12 protein-coding genes and 1 pseudogene are annotated in these 17,252 nt (G+C 63.4%); 3 read left to right on the top strand and 10 right to left on the bottom strand.

Annotated elements, in window-relative coordinates:
• Positions 1–190 precede the first annotated feature (190 nt).
• The 8 genes from DENOEST_RS04115 to DENOEST_RS04080 form a co-directional block, all read right to left on the bottom strand.
• Positions 191–1,405 (bottom strand): nitrate/nitrite transporter, encoded by a 1,215-nt coding sequence (locus tag DENOEST_RS04115; protein ID WP_145771606.1) that lies wholly within the window; start codon positions 1,403–1,405, stop codon positions 191–193.
• A gap of 216 nt (positions 1,406–1,621) precedes the next feature.
• Positions 1,622–2,413, bottom strand: a complete 792-nt coding sequence (locus DENOEST_RS04110) for an ABC transporter ATP-binding protein (RefSeq protein WP_183148200.1) — start codon at positions 2,411–2,413, stop codon at positions 1,622–1,624.
• Between the two features lie 165 nt (positions 2,414–2,578).
• Complete coding sequence (gene ntrB / locus DENOEST_RS04105; protein ID WP_145771607.1) at positions 2,579–3,496, bottom strand: nitrate ABC transporter permease; 918 nt, start codon at positions 3,494–3,496, stop codon at positions 2,579–2,581.
• A gap of 25 nt (positions 3,497–3,521) precedes the next feature.
• Positions 3,522–4,787, bottom strand: a complete 1,266-nt coding sequence (locus DENOEST_RS04100; protein WP_145771608.1) for a CmpA/NrtA family ABC transporter substrate-binding protein — start codon at positions 4,785–4,787, stop codon at positions 3,522–3,524.
• Between the two features lie 347 nt (positions 4,788–5,134).
• Positions 5,135–5,710 (bottom strand): ANTAR domain-containing response regulator, encoded by a 576-nt coding sequence (locus tag DENOEST_RS04095; RefSeq protein ID WP_145771609.1) that lies wholly within the window; start codon positions 5,708–5,710, stop codon positions 5,135–5,137.
• Positions 5,711–5,762: 52 nt separating this feature from the next.
• Positions 5,763–5,990 carry a YgaP family membrane protein gene (locus DENOEST_RS04090; protein ID WP_145771610.1) on the bottom strand — a complete coding sequence of 76 codons (228 nt, stop codon included), beginning with the start codon at positions 5,988–5,990 and terminating at the stop codon, positions 5,763–5,765.
• A gap of 209 nt (positions 5,991–6,199) precedes the next feature.
• The gene (locus DENOEST_RS04085) at positions 6,200–9,427 is read right to left on the bottom strand and encodes an efflux RND transporter permease subunit (RefSeq protein WP_332068214.1); all 3,228 of its coding nucleotides are present in this window, start codon (positions 9,425–9,427) and stop codon (positions 6,200–6,202) included.
• Positions 9,428–9,437: 10 nt separating this feature from the next.
• A complete protein-coding gene (locus DENOEST_RS04080; RefSeq protein ID WP_170228261.1) occupies positions 9,438–10,424 on the bottom strand; it encodes an efflux RND transporter periplasmic adaptor subunit in 987 nt (328 codons plus the stop codon).
• 598 nt (positions 10,425–11,022) lie between these two features.
• Between DENOEST_RS04080 and DENOEST_RS20720 the strand changes: the two are divergent.
• A pseudogene (locus tag DENOEST_RS20720) lies at positions 11,023–11,724 on the top strand (methyl-accepting chemotaxis protein); the annotation flags it as partial.
• A gap of 7 nt (positions 11,725–11,731) precedes the next feature.
• On the opposite strand, the gene DENOEST_RS04070 reads toward DENOEST_RS20720, so the two are convergent.
• Both DENOEST_RS04070 and DENOEST_RS04065 read right to left on the bottom strand, forming a co-directional pair.
• On the bottom strand, positions 11,732–12,097 hold the full coding sequence (locus DENOEST_RS04070) for a sirohydrochlorin chelatase (protein ID WP_145771613.1): 366 nt from the start codon (positions 12,095–12,097) through the stop codon (positions 11,732–11,734).
• Between the two features lie 157 nt (positions 12,098–12,254).
• Positions 12,255–13,511, bottom strand: a complete 1,257-nt coding sequence (locus DENOEST_RS04065) for an MFS transporter (protein ID WP_145771614.1) — start codon at positions 13,509–13,511, stop codon at positions 12,255–12,257.
• Between the two features lie 234 nt (positions 13,512–13,745).
• Between DENOEST_RS04065 and DENOEST_RS04060 the strand changes: the two genes are divergently transcribed.
• Positions 13,746–14,711 (top strand): BKACE family enzyme, encoded by a 966-nt coding sequence (locus DENOEST_RS04060; RefSeq protein WP_170228262.1) that lies wholly within the window; start codon positions 13,746–13,748, stop codon positions 14,709–14,711.
• A 102-nt stretch (positions 14,712–14,813) separates the two neighbouring features.
• Positions 14,814–17,222: a CaiB/BaiF CoA transferase family protein gene (locus DENOEST_RS04055; protein ID WP_170228263.1), complete on the top strand. Its 2,409-nt coding sequence runs from the start codon at positions 14,814–14,816 to the stop codon at positions 17,220–17,222.
• Positions 17,223–17,252: the final 30 nt, after the last annotated feature.

The raw sequence follows: 17,252 nt of genomic DNA, 5'->3' as shown, positions 1-17,252 counted from the left end.
ACCCCGGCGCAGGCCGGGGTCCAGTTTGGCGGCCCGCTAGATTCCGGCCCCGGATTCAGGCATTCCAGGGTGACGTTCCTGCGCCGGAATGACACGGGGGGTGCTTTGTGAGGTTTCACGAGATTGCCCCGCATTTGACGTTATCGGGCGTTCCCAGGAAGAACATTCCTATCGCCCGCAGCATAGTCCATCAGATCCGCGCCGCGCTCAGATGGACGGCGCCCCAGGTGGTGCGCCAGCGCTGCTTGACGCCGGTGAGGCCAACCAGGGCCAGCAAGGCCAGGGCGGCGAAGATCAGGAAGCCCATCTGATAGTTGCCGGTGATCTGCTTGGCATATCCAAGACTGGAGGCCAGATAGAAGCCGCCGACGCCGCCGGCCATGCCCACCAGGCCGGTGATGACGCCGATCTCGCGCCGGAAGCGCTGGGGCACCAACTGGAACACCGCGCCGTTGCCCAGGCCCAGGGCCAGCATGGCGCCAACGAAGACCGCCGAGCAGGTCCACACATCGGGCATGCCGAAACTGACGATGACCAGGAAGCCCGCCGCCGCAAGGTACATGAAGGAGAGGCTCTTCACGCCGCCGATGCGGTCGGCCAGGGCGCCCCCCAGGGGCCGCACCAGGGACCCGGCGAAGACGCAGCCGGCGGTGAAATAGCCGGCGGTCTTGGGGTCGAGGCCATACTCGGCGTTGAAGTAGATGGCCAGGGAGGAGGCCAGCCCGGAGAAGCCGCCGAAGGTGACGGCGTAGAAAAACATGAACCACCAGGCGTCCTTGTCCTTCAGCACCTTGAAGTAGTCCGACAGGGGCTGGGGCGGCGGGCAGTTGGGGGCATCCTTGGCGCAGAACAGATAGACCGCGAAAACCAGGCTCAGGGGCATCAGCAGCAGGCCGAAGACATTGGTCCAGCCGAAGATTTCGGCCAGCACCGGCGCGAACAGGGCCGCCAGGGCCGTGCCCGAGTTGCCGGCGCCGGCGATGCCCATGGCCTTGCCTTGATGCTCCGGCGGATACCAGCGGGACGCCAGGGGCAGAGCCACGGCGAAGGCCGCCCCCGCCACTCCGAGGAAGATGCCCAGGATCAGCACCTGCTCGAAGGAGTGGATGCCATGCAGCCAGGCCACGGCCATCGCCGCGATGACGATGATCTGGCCGATGGCGCCGGCCTTCTTGGGCTTGAGGTGATCCACCAGCAGGCCCATCGCCACCCGCAGCACGGCGCCGGCCAGGAGCGGCGTGGCCACCATCAGGCCCTTCTGGGCCGAGCTCAGATGCAGGTCGGCGGCGATCTGGATGCCCAGGGGGCCGAGGATGACCCAGACCATGAAGGCCAGGTCGAAGTAGAGAAATGCGGTCAGCAGCGTTGGCAAATGCCCTGCCTGGAGAAATGATTTGCGGTCCATGGTGTCCTGCCTTCAAGAAGTGAACAAGCGGGGCGCGCCCCAACTTGCTCACCTCTAGGCAATCGCCATGCCAAAGACCGACGAATTCGCACAACCCTTGTGCCACAAGGCATTGCAAGTCGCCCCCCAGGCTTTCCCAAGCCCCGTTTCAGCGCGGATTCAGGCACCAATGCAGTGCGAAGACCCCAGCGAGGCACAAGCATGGAGCAGGCAGCCTCAGGCGGCCTTTCTCATCTGCTTGCGATAGAGGAAGTCCAGCACCGCCGCCCGGTACTCGGCGAAGCGGGGCTGCTCCACCAGGGCCAGGCGATCCCGGGGCCAGGACAGATCCACTTCGAGGATCTCGCCGATGGTGGCCGCCGGGCCGTTGGTCATCATCACGATACGGTCGGAGAGCAACACCGCCTCGTCCACATCGTGGGTGACCATCACCACGGTGGCGCCGGTCTGGGCCATCACCTTGATCAGCTCGTCCTGGAGGCTGGCCCGGGTCAGGGCGTCCAGGGCGCCGAAGGGCTCGTCCATCAACAGGATCTTGGGCTCCATGGCGAAGGCCCGGGCGATGCCCACCCGCTGCTTCATGCCGCCGGATACCTCATGGGGATACTTGTGCATGGCATGGCCCATATGCACCAGCTTGAGAGCCTCCTCGGTGCGGACCTTGAGCCTGGCCTTGCCTTCCTTGCGGCCGAAGACCCGCTCCACCGCCAGATGGACGTTCTCGAAGCAGGTGAGCCAGGGCAGCAGGGAATGGTTCTGGAACACCACCGCCCGCTCCGGCCCCGGCCCGCTGATCTCGCGGCCGTCGCAGATCAGGGCGCCCTCGCTGGGCAGGGCGAGTCCGGCGATCAGGTTCAGCAGGGTGCTCTTGCCGCAGCCCGAGTGGCCGATCAGGGACACCACCTCATGCTCGCGGATGGATAGGTCGATGTTGCGCAGGGCAGTGAAGCGGCCCTGCTTGGTGTTGAAGACCTGGGCCACGCTCTCGATTTTCACCAGGGGTTTCATGATCCACTCTCCTTTAACGTAAAAAAGCATCAACGGAGCCGGGTGTGACCGTTGAGCGCAGCGAACCGATGGGTAGCCCCGCCCCGGGGCGGGGATGGGGGTGGGGGGCGTTCAATTTGACTTTACGCATTTCATCCTCGGGGGTGGTGCTGGCGACCATGCGCGTTAGCGGGATTCGTACTGGAAGCGGCTGGCCAGCAGCAACAGCGCCTGTTCCAGGATCAGCCCGACGATGCCGATGACGAAGATGGCGATGACGATGTGCTCCACCTTGAGGTTGTTCCACTCGTCCCAGACCCAGAAGCCGATGCCGACGCCGCCGGTGAGCATCTCCGCCGCCACGATCACCAGCCAGGCGGTGCCGATGGACAGGCGGATGCCGGTCAACATGTAGGGCAGCACGGCGGGGAAGAGAATCTTGGTGATGACCTTGGACTCGGGCAGGTTCAGCACCCGGGCCACGTTCAGGTAGTCCTGGGGCACCCGCTGCACGCCCACGGCGGTGTTGATGATCATGGGCCAGATGGAGCAGATGAAGATGGTCCAGGTGGCGGCCGGGTCGGCCTTCTGGAACACCAGCAGGCCGATGGGTAGCCAGGCCAGGGGCGAGACCGGACGCAACAGGGAGATCACTGGGTCGAACATGCGGTTCAGGGTCTCGAAGCGCCCCAGCAGGAAGCCCAGGGGAATGCCCACCAGGGCCGCGAAGCCGAAGCCGATGCCGACCCGTTGCAGGGAGGACAGCACGTTCCAGCCGATGCCCTGGTCGTTGGGTCCGTTGCGATAGAAGGGGTCCGAGAAGAGCTGCACCGCCGCCGCCCAGACCTGGGCCGGACTGGGAATGGCGCCTCCCTTCATCGTCGCCAGGCCCCAAAGCCCGATCAACAGACCAAAGCCGATCAGGGGCGGCAACATGCGGCCCGCCACCCGGGCCAGCCCCTCCCGCAGACGGTGACCGGCGCTGAGCTGAGGGAATTCCGCCAGTTCGCTCACTGGCTCGGCCACGGCTTCGACTTCTGCCACCGGCACGGCGATGGAGGAGACCTCCTCCTCCGGCGGCTTGAACGCCAGTACTGTGCTCATCTCATTCTCCTTTTGCGACATCGGATCAGGCTCGAACCTTGAAGGACGCCGCGTACTTCTTCGGATCCTTGCCATCCCAGACCGTGCCGTCGATCAGTTTGGAACTGCGCATGTCGCTCTTGGGCACAGCGGCGCCCGCAGCAGCGGCGGCCTGCCGGTAGATGTCGATGCGATTCACCTTCTTTGCCACCGCCAGGTAGTCCGGCTCATCCTTCAAGAGGCCCCAGCGCTTGTGCTGGGTCATGAACCACATGCCATCCGACAGGTAGGGGAAGGGCGCCATGCCGTCGTTGAAGAACTTCATGGCGTTCCTGTCATCCCAGGTCCGGTTCTGGGCGCCGGGCAGGCCATTGTTGTAGCGGCCCAGCATGCGGGCGACGATGACCTCGCTGTCGGTGTTCACGTAGGCCTTGCTGGCGATGGTGTCGGCGGTCTTCTGCTTGTTGGAAAGCGAAGCGTCGATCCAGCGCCCGGCCTCGATGATGGCGGCCGTCATGGCCCGGGCGGTGTTGGGATACTTGGCCACCCACTCGGCGGTGGTGCCCAGCACCTTCTCCGGATGGTCGGTCCAGATGTCCTGGGTGGTCACCGCCGTGAAGCCGATGTTGTCCACGATGGCCCGGTTGTTCCAGGGTTCGCCCACGCAGTAGCCGTCCATGTTGCCGACCCGCATGTTGGCCACCATCTGGGGGGGCGGCACGGTGATGGTCTTGACGTCCTTCATGGGATTGATGCCCTGGGCCGCCAGCCAGTAATAGAGCCACATGGCGTGGGTGCCGGTGGGGAAGGTCTGGGCGAAGGTGTATTCCCGCTCCCTTTTCGCCACCAGCTTGGCCAGGCTGGCGCCGTCGATGGCGCCCTTGTCCCGCAACTGGTTGGAAAGGGTGATGGCCTGGCCGTTGTTGTTCAGGGTCATCAGCACGTTCATGTCCTTCTTGGGGCCGCCGACACCCATCTGCACGCCATAGACCAGGCCGTAGAGCACGTGAGCCGCGTCCAGTTCGCCATTCACCAGCTTGTCCCGCACCGAGGCCCAGGAAGCCTCCTTGGTGGGAATGATCCTGATGCCGTACTTCTCGTCGAACTTGTTCACCGCCGCCATCACCACCGAGGCGCAATCGGTGAGGGGAATGAAGCCGATGCGGACTTCCTTCTTTTCCGGCGCGTCCGAGCCCGCCGCCCAGGCCCCGCCCGGCAGCAGGCCGCTCATGCCGCCCCCCAGGGCCAGGCCGCCGGCCAGGCGCAGGAATTCACGGCGGGTCGTGTTGTAGACGTCATGATCATGATCCATTTTGCTTTCCCTTTCATTGCCCAGATTTCAAACAAAAACGGCGTCACACGCACACCTGGCCAGAGTCTGACCCGGAGGCGTGGACGCCGTTGTCCACCTGCTGTCCCCATCGCCATTGACCGGGACTCGATATCCATTCAGCAAAGCCTGTGCCAAGTTCTGTTTCCGGCTAAATAGCGGGAACAAGACTGGATCGAGGGGCAATCATGCACAGAGCCGGTGCAAAAACCTTATGGACCGCACCATCCAGGGTGGTCCCGCCTGCCTCATCCCTCTAGGTGGCGGAGGAGCGACATGCGCTGTGAAAACAGGACGCTGCGAAGATGCGAAGAGTGCGGCCTGGCGCGTCAGAGCAGCAGTTGCGCCATCTCCAGCACATTGGCGGCCACGTCGCGCAGGGGCTGGCCCCGGTCCATGGCCATCTTGCGCAGGGCCTGGTAGGCGCCCTCCTCGTCGAAGCCACGGGCCTTCATCAGCACGCCCTTGGCCCGGTCGATCACCACCCGGTCAGCCAGCTTGCGGGTAGCTCGGTCCCGTTCCGTACGCAGTTGCAGGTGCTCCTCGAAACGGGCAATGGCCACTTCGATCACCGGCTGCAGACGATGGGTGGCCAGGCCATCCACCACATAGGCGGAGACCCCGGCCTTGATGGCCCGGCGAATCTGACGACTGTTGTGATCCTTGGCAAACATCACCACGGGCCGGGGCAGGTCCGCGTTGAGCATGGCCAGATGCTCCAGGGTGTCCCGGGAGGGGGAGTCGGTCTGGATCAGAATCACGTCGGGAGAGATGGCCTCCACCCGGTCGTGGAGATCGGCCGATGAAGGCAACAGGGCCACCACCTGATAGCCGGAGAGAGCCAGGCCCGCGCATAGCTCGCCGGCTCGCTCCTGGGATTCGTCTATGACCAGAACACGCAACATGGCCTTGCTTCAGCAAGGACCATGCCGCTACTCGAGGGTAAAGATCAGGCCATCACTTGCACTGGCCGGAGGAACCCCTGGGCACCCCCAGCTTGAGCAGGATCATCTCCAGGGGGCAGAAGCAGGTGAAGCCGCTCTGGAACAGGTTGGCGCCGACGAAGACGGTGAACCAGAGCCAGGACAGTTTTGACAGGTCGGCCTGGCCGTAGAGATGGGCCAGGGTCAGGGAAATCAGGATGAAGGCGCCGGCAAAGATGCGGATCAGGCGTTCGGTGTTCATGATTGCTCCTTAATGTGAAATGGTGGATCGGAAAGACAAGTCAAACCTACGAGCGTAGCGAGCCAATACCGTCACCGCCCCCGGAGTGGGGGAGCTTGGCCTGTCCTGAGCCCGTCGAAGGGGGTGGGGGGGGGTCTTCTTGCGCTTTTCCGGCCGAGCGGCATCACCCTTCATCGAAACCTCCCTTGTTGGGCTCCGGCTTGGCCGGTTCAAGTCGTTGGACGGCCCTGCATGGCCGCGTAGTACAGCACCGGGATCACCACCAGGGTCAAGAGTGTGGAGACCAGAATGCCGAAGATCAGGCTGATGGCCAGCCCATTGAAGATCGGATCGTCAAGGATGAACAGGGCCCCCAGCATGGCCGCCAGGCCCGTCAGGACGATGGGCTTGGCCCGGATCGCGGCGGACTGCACCACCGCCTCGGCCAGCTCCATGCCGCCAGCCACCTGCTGGCGGATGAAATCCACCAGCAGGATGGAGTTGCGCACGATGATGCCGGCCAGGGCGATCATGCCGATCATGGAAGTGGCGGTGAACTGGGCGCCGAACAGGGCATGGCCCGGCATCACGCCAATGAGGGTGAGGGGGATCGGCGCCATGATGATCAGGGGCACCAGATAGCTCCTGAAGTGGGCTACCACCAGCAGATAGATCAGGATCAGGCCGACGCCGTAGGCAGTGCCCATGTCGCGGAAGGTTTCAAAGGTGACCTGCCATTCGCCGTCCCACTTGATGGCATAACTGGCGTAGGGGTCGGCGGGCTGGCGGATGAAATACTCGCCCAGGCGGCCGCCCTGGGGCAGGGCCAGATCCTTCAGCTTGCCGCGGGCGTCGAACATGCCGTACAGCGGCGAGTCGAGACGGCCCCCCATGTCGGCGGTGACATAGACCACCGGCAGCAAATCCTTGTGGAAGCGGGTCTTGTCGCGCAAAGTGGGCTGGGCCGTCACCAGTTCGGAGACCGGCACCAGCCTGCCGCCATGGGCAGCATCGGCCCGCACCCTCAGCTTGAGCAACGGGTCCAGGGAGTCCTGGCGTTCCGCCGGCAGCACCACCCGCACCGGCACCTCGTACTTGGATTCGCCGTCATGGACCGGCGTCACGTCCTCGCCGGAGAGCCCCAGGCGCACCACCTCGACGATGTCCTGCTGGGCCACGCCCATCAGGGCCGCCTTGGCCTGGTCCACCCGCAGCAGCACCTTCTTCGCATCCTCGTCGGCAGTATCGTCCACGCCGACGATGTCGGCGGTGCCCTCAAAGACCTGGCGCACGGCCTTTGCCACCGCCAGCTGGCCTTCGTAATCCGGGCCGTAGACCTCGGCCACGATGGGCGAGAGCACCGGCGGGCCGGGGGGCACCTCCACCACCTTGGCATTGCCGCCGTGGCGGGCGGCGATGGCTACCACCGTTTCCCGCACCCCAACCGCGATGTCGTGGCTCTTGCGGGAGCGCTGGCTCTTGTCCACCAGATTCACCTGGATGTCCCCCATCTCCGGCCCAGCCCGCAGATAGTACTGGCGCACCAGACCGTTGAAGTTGATGGGACTGGCGGCGCCCGAGTAGCTCTGGGTGTCACGCACCTCCTTCACCGTGGCCAAATGAGCAGAGATTTCCCGCAGCACCCCGGCGGTCTGCTCCAGGGGCGTGCCCACGGGCATGTCCAGCACCACCTGGAACTCGCTCTTGTTGTCGAAGGGCAGCATCTTCAGCACCACCAGCTTGACCAGGCCGAGGCTTACCGAAACCAGGATGGCGAAGGCGACCCCCATCCAGAGCCTGCGGCGGGCGGCCCGGGCAGCGGCGCCCCACAGGAAAGGTGTCAGGGTGCGGCGGAAGAAGGCTTCCAGGCGGGCCGGAGAATTTTTTCCCTCTCCCCCGCCGGGTGGGAGGGGAGCGTGGGCGGGTTTCATCAGCCGCAGCGCCAGCCAGGGCGTGATCACGAAGGCGATGGCCAGGGAGATGAACATGCCCATGGAGGCATTGATCGGGATCGGGCTCATGTAGGGCCCCATCAGGCCGGTGACGAAGGCCATGGGCAGCAGGGCCGCGATCACCGTGAAGGTGGCCAGGATGGTGGGGCCGCCCACCTCGTCCACCGCCCGGGGGATCAGTTTCACCAGCGGCGTGCCCGACTCCAGGCCCTGCCAGCGGTGGATGTTCTCCACCACCACGATGGCATCGTCCACCAGGATGCCGATGGAAAAGATCAGGGCGAACAGGGACACCCGGTTCAGGGTGAAGCCCCAGGCCCAGGAAGCAAAGAGCGTCGCGGCCAGGGTCAGGGTCACGGCGGCGCCGACGATCAGCGCCTCCCGCCGGCCCAGGGCGAAGAACACCAGCAGCACCACGAAGGTGGTGGCGAAGACCAGCTTGCCGATCAGTTTTTGCGCCTTGTCGGTGGCCGTCGCACCGTAATTCCGGGTGACGGTGAACTCGACCCCTTGCGGGATCACCGTGTCTCCCAGGCTGTGGGCACGGGCGATCACCGCCGCGGCCACGTCGGCGGCATTGACCCCGGGCTTCTTGGAGACGGCCAGGGTCACCGCCGGATATTCCTCGCCGCCCAGGCCGTGCCAGACATACTGGAAGGGCTGATTGGGACCATCGACCACCTGGGCCACGTCGGCCATGAACACCGGCCGGTTCCGGCTCACCCCCACCACCAGGCGTTTCACGTCCTCGGCGGATTCGATGTAGCTGCCGGTCTGCACCAGCACCTCCCGGTTGCCGGCCACCAGTTGCCCGGCGGGCTGGGAGGCGTTGGCCAGTTGCAGGGCCGCCTTCAGATCCTGGGCGGTCACCCCGTGGGCGTTCATGCGGTCGGCGTCCATCACCACCCGGATCATGTGGCCGGGGCCGCCGATGGTGTAGACATCCCGGGTGCCGGAGATGCGCTTGAACTCGATCTCGGCCGCCCGGGCCACCTGTTGCAGGTCAAAGCCCGACTGATCCGGATTGCGGCTCCAGAAGGTGAGGCTGACGATGGGCACGTCGTCGATGCCCTTGGGCTTGATGATGGGCTCGCCGACGCCAAGATTCGGAGACACCCAGTCCCGGTGGGAGTGGATGGTGTCGTAGAGGCGCACCAGGGCCTGGGTGGGGTCCTGCCCCACTTCGTACTGCACGGTGATCACCGCCATGCCCGGACGGGATACGGAATACACATGCTCGATGCCGGAGATGCGCGACAGCACCTGCTCCGCCGGCCGCGCCACGAGGCTTTCCACATCCTTGGCCGAGGCGCCGGGAAAGGGAATGAAGACGTTGGCCATGGTGACGTTGATCTGGGGCTCTTCCTCCCGGGGCGTCACCAGGACGGCGAAGAGGCCCAGCAGCAGCGCGATCAGGGCGATCAGCGGGGTCAGGGAATTGCCCAGGAAGTAACCGGCGATGCGGCCGGAAATACCCATGGCGCGAGGGGTATTGGCGTCGCTCATGGCATTCGATTCAGCGGACCACGTCACGATTCAGGGTCGCCCGGGCGCCATCCACGGCATAGCGTTCCCCCGGCCGCAGGCCGGCCAGGACTTCCCTTTCCCCATTGGCCAGAGGCTCTCCCAGGCGCACCTGGCGCAGGCGCTGGCCGCCCTTCTCGTCCACCACGTAGAGGCCCGTCACCTCTCCCCGCCGCACCACCGCGCTGGGTGGCACGGTGAGTTTCCTGACCCGCCCCGAAACGAAATGAACCCGGGCGAACAGTCCCGGCACCAGGCCCTCGACGCCTTCCGGCAACAGCACCCGGGCGGTGGCGGCATGGGTCTGGGGGTCGGCCATGGGCAGCACTTCAAAGCGGACACCGTCGATCCAGCGCCCCGTCTCGGGAAATTCCACCCGCGCTCGGGTCGCCTTGGTCACCTCCGCCAGATGCTGCTGGGGCAGGCTGGCCACCACCCGCAGGCTGCGGGGATCGAACACCGTCAACAGGGGGCGGCCGGGCTGGGCCATCTCCCCCAGTTCCACATGGCGCAGGCCCACCAGGCCCGCCAGGGGAGATGTCACCGTGCCGTGGGAAAGACCGGCCCCGGCGGCACCGGCCTGGGCCCGTGCCGCCCGGAAATCGGCCTCGGCCCGATCCAGGGCCGCCTGGCTGACGAACTGGCGGGCATGGAGATCCCGGGTCCGTTCGTACTGGGCCTGGGCCTGCTTGAACTGGGCCTGGGCCGCGGCCACGCCCTCGGCCGCCTCCCGGCTGTCCAGCCGCGCCAGCACCTGGCCCTGGCGCACCCGTTGCCCCGCATCCACCGGCAGATCCACTACCCGCCCCGCCACCTGGGCCGCTACGATGGCCTGGCGCACGGCTTCCACGGTGCCCTCGGCGGCATAGCCGGCATCCACTTCCCGCAATTCGGCCAGAGCCGTGACAGGCGGCGACACGAGTGCGGCCCCCGCCGGGAAGGCGCACAGCAGCGACAACGACAAGACTAGCCAGCGCATCGACATACTCTCCATGATTCAATGGTAAATCAGTATATTCTTATATACGGTGATTTTTCAAGGAAACCTCCGTCCATTCCACAATTTCCCGTCATGTTTATATGGTCATAGTCTTCGCGGTGGGACTCTGGGATAATTCGCCACCCCGGGTTCCCGGCGAAATACATAGGAGTGTTCCATGTTCGGCCTGTTTTCCGCACACCAGCCCAAACACCAGGATATAGATATCGCAATGCTCCAGGAGCGTATTGCCCGCCTGGAGGCCGACCTGGCCGAGGCCCGGGCCGGACAGGCCAGCACCCAGGCCACCCTGGAAAAGGAAAGGACGGCTTGCGCCTGGTATCGCACCGTGGCGGATCACCTGGGCGGTCTGGAGGACATGCTGACCGTCATCCAGCGCTGCTCCAGCGACATTTCCGAACACTTGCAGACGGAAAAACGCGCATTGCAGGAAGACACCATGGCCTCGGGTTATGGCGAGGAATCCACCGCAGCCTTCGCCAGCGGCGTGAAAACCATGACCCGGAACTCGGAAAGCATAGGCGCGGACATCACCCGCCTGGGCCAGCAAACCGGAGCGGTGGATGGCATCCTGACCGTGATCAAGGACATCGCCAACCAGACCAATCTGCTGGCCCTCAACGCCGCCATCGAGGCGGCCCGGGCCGGGGAAGCGGGACGGGGCTTCGCCGTCGTGGCCGACGAAGTGCGCAAACTGGCGGAAAAGTCCGCCATCGCAGCCAAGGACATCGGCAACATCCTGAACGAGATCCGCGGCGGCATCGACAGCGCCAACAGCAACGTCCAACAAATGTCGGAGAGCGGCCAGGAACTGGCCGGCTTCGGCGGCAATGTCAGCCAGTCCCTGACCACCCTGGAGCAATCCCTCGACAAGACCAGCAACGTAATCACCGGCTCGGCCCACAAGGCCTGGATCCTGCTGATCAAGCTGGACCACGCGATGTTCCGTCTCGGCATTTATCGCCAGTTGCTGAGCGCAGACGGGAACAAACACTGCGTCAGCCATACGGAATGCCGAATGGGCCAGTGGTACTACGCCAATACTGCCGAACTGGGCCACTCTTCGGCTTTCCGCGCCATCGAAGCACCCCACACCCGCTTTCATGAATGCGGCAGCCGCCTCTTCGCGGCCCTGAAAAACCGGGACATCGGTCAGGCAAGCTCGATCCTGGACGCCATGGACAAGGCCAGTCAGGAAGTCTTCCATGCCCTCGAAGTCTTCTCGGACAATCCCTCGGAAGCCAGACCGGCCAAAGGCAACAGCGTCGAGTTGTTCTAGGGGACTGTCACCCCGCCGCACCGAGGATGTAGGTCGCCATGGCGTCGATCACCTGGGGCGACTCCCCCACGGCGGCAGCGATAGCGATTTCCAGTTGCGGATGCCGTTCCATGATTTCTGCTGCCATCAGGGGCAGATCCTTTTTCACATGGCTACCTGCCGCCATGAACACCGGCACCACCACGATCTCCGTCACACCCCGTGCCACCAGACCATCCACCGCCTCGGCGAAGGTGGGGCGCATCAATTCCAGAAAACCCATTTCCACCGGCACCTCCGGGACTCGGGCTAGGATGGCGGCACGGATGCGATGGAAGGGTTCCACCCACTCCGCGTTACGGGCGCCGTGACCAAACAGGACGATGCCTTTCATGCCAGTACGCGCCGGGCCGTCCCAAGCGTACTGGCGCCCCCTCGGGGGGCAGCGGGCGGAGCGAGCGTGGGGGTGGTTTCATAGTACGCGCCGGGCCGCCCCAAGCGTACTGACACCCCCTCGGGAGGCAGCGAGCGAAGCGAGCGTGGGGGTGGTTTCATTTCAGTTCTCCGGAAATGTTGCGACAGCGGGTCTCGCGGATGAAAAAAGTGGCGCACCAACCCATCAGAGCCGCCAAGGCCAGCAGGCGGATGCCGTTGGCGTAGTCGGCGGCGCTGTAAAGCCGGGCGCCGTTCAGAATGGCCCCCTGCCAGCCCAGGTCCATCACCCAGCCGAACAGGGGTTGCAGGATACTGGCCCCCAGGAAGCATCCCACATTTACCAGGCCCGTGGCCATGCCCGAGAGGGCCACCGGATTGACTTCCTTGGCGCAGGCCCAGGACAGGGTGAAGCCCGCCGAGCACAGCCCCAGGGCACAGCACAACAGGAGACTGCCCCACAGGGGCAGCGATCCCATCAGCCAGACCCACCAGAGCAGGGCATGGGCGCCGGAAACCCCGATCATCACTGGCCGGCGCCTGCCCAGGCGGTCGGAGACCTGCCCCCAAAGCGCGGCGCCGCAGGCGTAGCCGATGAAATAGACACTGACATGGGTCGATGCCAGCCCCCGGCCCATGCCATGCACCTGGGTCAGATAGGGCACGGCCCAGAGTCCTGCAAACGCAAAGAAAGCCCCTGCCAGACCCAGGTTGGCGAAGAAGCCTGGCCAGGTGGCCCGATTGCTCATCACTCGCCACAGCCCCCCCAGCCAGACGGTTCGATCGCCACGGACCCTCGGTACTTCACGGATGCCGAATCGGCTCAGCAGCGCCAGTGCCAGGGAAAGGCCCCCCACGGCCAGGAACACCGTGCGCCAACCGATGGCCTGGGCCAACCAGGCCAGGGGGGCTCCAGCCGCCACGGAGCCCAGGTTGGCCAGCAGGATGCCCAGGCCCACCATGGAGGCAAAACGGGACTCGTCATAGTCGGTGGCAATCAGTTTCAACATGGCGATGAAGGCCACCGATACGCCCAGCCCGACCAGGGTGCGGCCCGCCAGGGCCCACTCGAAGCTGGGGGCCAGCCCCAGCAGGAGAGAACCCAGCCCCGCCGTCACACCGCCCCAGACCAGCACCCGGCGACAGCCCAGGGTATCCACCAGCACCCCGGTGGGCAGTTGCATCACCGTGTAGACGTAGAAGTAGGTGGCGGCGAGGTTGCCCAACTGGGCCGCACTGATCTGAAAGGCCCCCTGAAGATCGGCGGCGATGGCCGCCGGCGCCGCCCGGTGGAAGAAGGACAGCACATAGGCCGCTACGGCCAGAACCAGACCGACTGATTGCCAGCGGGACGGGATGGATGATGCGGAGGACATATGGCGGGCGAGCCAGTTGAAATCAATGGATATGCATCATACCGGGAGTGCTCCAGGGACTTCCCCATTGGATCGATTGGCGAGGACCAGTACCGTGCTGGAAGCCAGGATGTGCGGGTTCCGGATTCTTAGTGCGTTTGCATCATGTCACGCCCTCCCCGCCTCTTCATACTTTCCCTACGGGCGTTACGAGTCCCCGGGACATTTTTGATTTCCATTAGAGGAGCACGAGTTATGACATATAGCCAGGACATTTGGGACCCGAGCAATGAGAAGCAATGGGTAAACGCGGTGGCGCAGAGCAAACTGCCGCCTTTGGTCATTTCCGTTGCCATGACAGGCGGCGTGCATGGCAAGGAGAGCAATCCCAACCTGCCGGAAACCGCGGAGGAGCAGGCCCAGCAAGCCTACGACTGCTACAACGCCGGGGCCACCTATGTTCACCTCCATGCCCGAGTCCCCAGCCAACCCTGGCAGACGAGCACGGACTCTGCGGTTTACCGGAACATGAACCGCAAGGTCCGGGAAAAGTGCCCCAAGATCATCATCAACAACACCTGCGGCGGCGGCTATGGCGCCGACCTGAGCCAGGCCCTGGCACCATTGGACGCCAACCCCGAAGCGGCGAGCCTCGACATCGGCCCCCTGGCAACCCGTTTCATCATGAAGAAGCGTCCGGAAGCCGGGCGCATGGAGGATGTGAACTTCGAAGCCGTGGCACCGTTTGGCTATGAAATGACGGAAACCTACGCCAAGGCCATGATGGATAAGGGCGTGCGTCCCGAAGTCGAAGTCTTCCATCCGGGCTGCTGGTCACTTGTGCACAATCTCATCGACAAGGGGCTTCTCAAGCCCCCCTATCTGACCCAACTCGTCTTCGGCTTCCAGAGCGGCAGCTATCCGACACCCAAGCAGATCATCCATCTGGTGGAAACGGCACCCAAGCCTTGCAGCCTGACCGTGCTGGGCGTAGGACCATGGCAACCCTCGGTCATGACCATGGGCATCCTGATGGGCATGAATGTGCGGACCGGGATGGAAGACAACCTGTATATGGGCAAGGGACAACAGGTTCAGAGCAATGCCCAGCTCGTGGAGAAGGTGGTGCGGCTGGCCCGGGAGCTTGGCCGCGAAATCGCCACCCCCGAGCAGGCCCGGGAAATACTCGGCTTCTCGCAGACCCCCACCACCTACGATTGACCACTGGGCCTTCGGCCCATCCCGGCAAATCCTTTCCTCGATGCGGGGTCGCCTTTGGCCGGCGGCCCCGCAGGTTGATATTCGCACATGGAGAACACACAAATGCCCAACGCCCTGGCGCATCTTCGGGTTGTAGAGATCGGACAAGGCATCTCGGGCCCGTATTGCAGCAAGTTGCTTGCCGATCTGGGCGCGGATGTGATCAAGGTGGAACCTCCGCTGACCGGTGATCCACTGCGCCAGGCAGGCGCCTTTCCCAATGATGAGGATGACCCGAGCAAGGGCACGCTGTTTCGCTACCTGAACGCCAACAAGCGAAGCATCGAATGTGATCTCAACTCCGCAGAAGGGAAAAGAACACTTCTCGACCTGGTGGAAGCTGCCGATCTGGTCATTGAAAATCTGGGGGCTGGCGTACTCGAAGGGTTCAACCTGGGATTCGATGAATTCGAGAAGGCCAACTCAAAGATTGCTTTGATCAGAATTTCAGACTTTGGCCAAACAGGCCCCTATTCTGGTCAACCCGCTAGCGACCTGACGGTGCAGGCCAGTGCGCAATGGGTGAATAATCACCATGTTCCGGAGCTCCCGTTGCTACAGGCCGGTGGCCGGATTCCGGACTACAACGTCGGCATCTATGCGGCCGCTGCTGCCCTCACAGCCTATTCCATGGCGTCCGTAGCAGGAAAGGCAGTTTACTTTGATGTATCCAAACAAGAGAGCTTGGTGTGCTGCCTAGGCGCAGTTTGGCTGCATATAGAGACACTGACCTCCCTGGGTTGGGGAATTCCTGCAGAACGACATTTCCCATTCCCTGGGGTAGTCCGTTGCAAGGATGGTCTGGTCAGCATCAATGCGTTGACCGGCCAGCATTTCATCGATTGCTGTCACCTGCTCGATGTGCCTCAGTACATTCCCAAGCAGATGGAAATCACCTATGGCGGACCGGACTTTGATGGATTCTTCCGCGATATCGAACCCTGGCTCATGGAGCGGACCGTTGAGGATGTCGTGGATATCTGCCAGGCGATGCGAATTCCCAGTGTGCCCATTTCCAATGGAAAAACCATTCTGGAGCTACCGCAGCTAAAAGCCAGGTCATTCTTCATCCGCGATCCCGACGAGGACTTCATCCGCCCCAGCTTCCCTTATCGACTCGAACACACACCCCCAAGCTTGCGCAAAGGGGCTCCCCGATTGGGAGCAGACAACCCGGTGACTGGATCGACGACCTGGAGCCCAAGGGACTCCACGTACCAATCAAAGGGACTAGGTAATGGCGAATTCCCATTCGAAGGATTGCGCGTGATAGATCTGGGAATATTTTGGGCCGGGCCCTATATCAGCTGCTATCTGGGCGCCTACGGCGCAGACGTCATCAAGGTGGAATCCATCCAGCGCGCAGACGCTTTCCGGTTTCAATGCGCCTACCCGGAAGAAGGTCCAGACTGGTACGAACGAAGCAGCATTTACCAGCATACCAACCTGAGTAAACGCAATCTCACACTCAATCTTGATGCTCCTGAGGGAATGCGACTCTTCGAGAAATTGTTGGCAAAGGCCGACGTCGTGATCGAGAATTTTACGGCCCGGGTAATGGACAACTTCGGACTCACCGCCGAGCGCCTCAAAGAGATCAATCCGAACCTGATTACTGTTCGCGTCCCAGGGTTTGGTCTTGAAGGACCATGGCGAGATTTCACTAGCTTTGGCATGCCATTGGAACAAGTTAGTGCGATGTCCTGGGTGACCGGAAACCCCGATGGTCCGCCAGTCAATCTGGGTGGTTATGCAGATGTATTCGTCGGCATGCATGCTGTGGTGGCGTTACAGGCGGCATTGATTCACCGCGAGCGCACGGGTCAAGGCCAGTTGGTTGAGGTACCGCAGTTGGAAGTCGGCGCATGCCTGACGGCAGAACAGGTAATCACCTATTCCGTAACGGGCAAGATTGTGGGGAGGATGGGAAACCGTAGCGATACGATGGCCCCTCAAGGCGTCTATCGTTGCTCATGTGGGCAATCGGTGGCTCTTTCCATCAGAAACGACGACGACTGGAATCGATTCCGGAAGATGTCCCCTGTGAACACCTGGGCACTGGATGGTCGCTTCGACTCCCTGAAGGGGCGGCTGGCGCACCACGATGAAGTCGATGCACTGATTTCCCAGTGGACAAGCCGGATTACGGCAAGCTCGGTCATTACCGCCCTCCGCGAGGTTGAGATTCCGGCAGCGATCGTGCTTACCCAGCCGAACATCCCCAGTGAACCTCACCTAATTTCTCGCAAGTTCTTTCAGGAACTCGACCATCCGCTGACAGGCGTGCGGCGCTATCCCCGATGGCCTTGGCTCCAGTCCATGGGGCCGAATGGAGAGCACCGATTTAGGGCTCCGACCCTGGGCGAACATAACCATGAAATTCTGCGCGACGATTTGGGGCTCTCGGACGATGAGATTGCTTTGCTTGCCACCAAAGAGGTCATCGGCACTGTCCCGAAAGGATTGGGATGAATCTCTGGGACTACTCCCGGAGCACAAAGA

This window comes from Denitratisoma oestradiolicum (assembly GCF_902813185.1).
In the GTDB taxonomy this organism is placed as follows: Bacteria; Pseudomonadota; Gammaproteobacteria; order Burkholderiales; family Rhodocyclaceae; genus Denitratisoma; species Denitratisoma oestradiolicum.
The sequence above is the reverse complement of the archived record's forward strand: the minus strand, read 5'-3'. Positions and strand labels throughout refer to the sequence as shown.

Bases quoted from the DNA above. Each gene is read 5' to 3' on its own strand.
- DENOEST_RS04115 (WP_145771606.1), bottom strand. From the start codon at position 1,405: ATGGACCGCAAATCATTTCTCCAGGCAGGGCATTTGCCAACGCTGCTG.
- DENOEST_RS04110 (WP_183148200.1), bottom strand. From the start codon at position 2,413: ATGAAACCCCTGGTGAAAATCGAGAGCGTGGCCCAGGTCTTCAACACC.
- ntrB (WP_145771607.1), bottom strand. From the start codon at position 3,496: ATGAGCACAGTACTGGCGTTCAAGCCGCCGGAGGAGGAGGTCTCCTCC.
- DENOEST_RS04100 (WP_145771608.1), bottom strand. From the start codon at position 4,787: ATGGATCATGATCATGACGTCTACAACACGACCCGCCGTGAATTCCTG.
- DENOEST_RS04095 (WP_145771609.1), bottom strand. From the start codon at position 5,710: ATGTTGCGTGTTCTGGTCATAGACGAATCCCAGGAGCGAGCCGGCGAG.
- DENOEST_RS04090 (WP_145771610.1), bottom strand. From the start codon at position 5,990: ATGAACACCGAACGCCTGATCCGCATCTTTGCCGGCGCCTTCATCCTG.
- DENOEST_RS04085 (WP_332068214.1), bottom strand. From the start codon at position 9,427: ATGAGCGACGCCAATACCCCTCGCGCCATGGGTATTTCCGGCCGCATC.
- DENOEST_RS04080 (WP_170228261.1), bottom strand. From the start codon at position 10,424: ATGCGCTGGCTAGTCTTGTCGTTGTCGCTGCTGTGCGCCTTCCCGGCG.
- DENOEST_RS04070 (WP_145771613.1), bottom strand. From the start codon at position 12,097: ATGAAAGGCATCGTCCTGTTTGGTCACGGCGCCCGTAACGCGGAGTGG.
- DENOEST_RS04065 (WP_145771614.1), bottom strand. From the start codon at position 13,511: ATGTCCTCCGCATCATCCATCCCGTCCCGCTGGCAATCAGTCGGTCTG.
- DENOEST_RS04060 (WP_170228262.1), top strand. From the start codon at position 13,746: ATGACATATAGCCAGGACATTTGGGACCCGAGCAATGAGAAGCAATGG.
- DENOEST_RS04055 (WP_170228263.1), top strand. From the start codon at position 14,814: ATGCCCAACGCCCTGGCGCATCTTCGGGTTGTAGAGATCGGACAAGGC.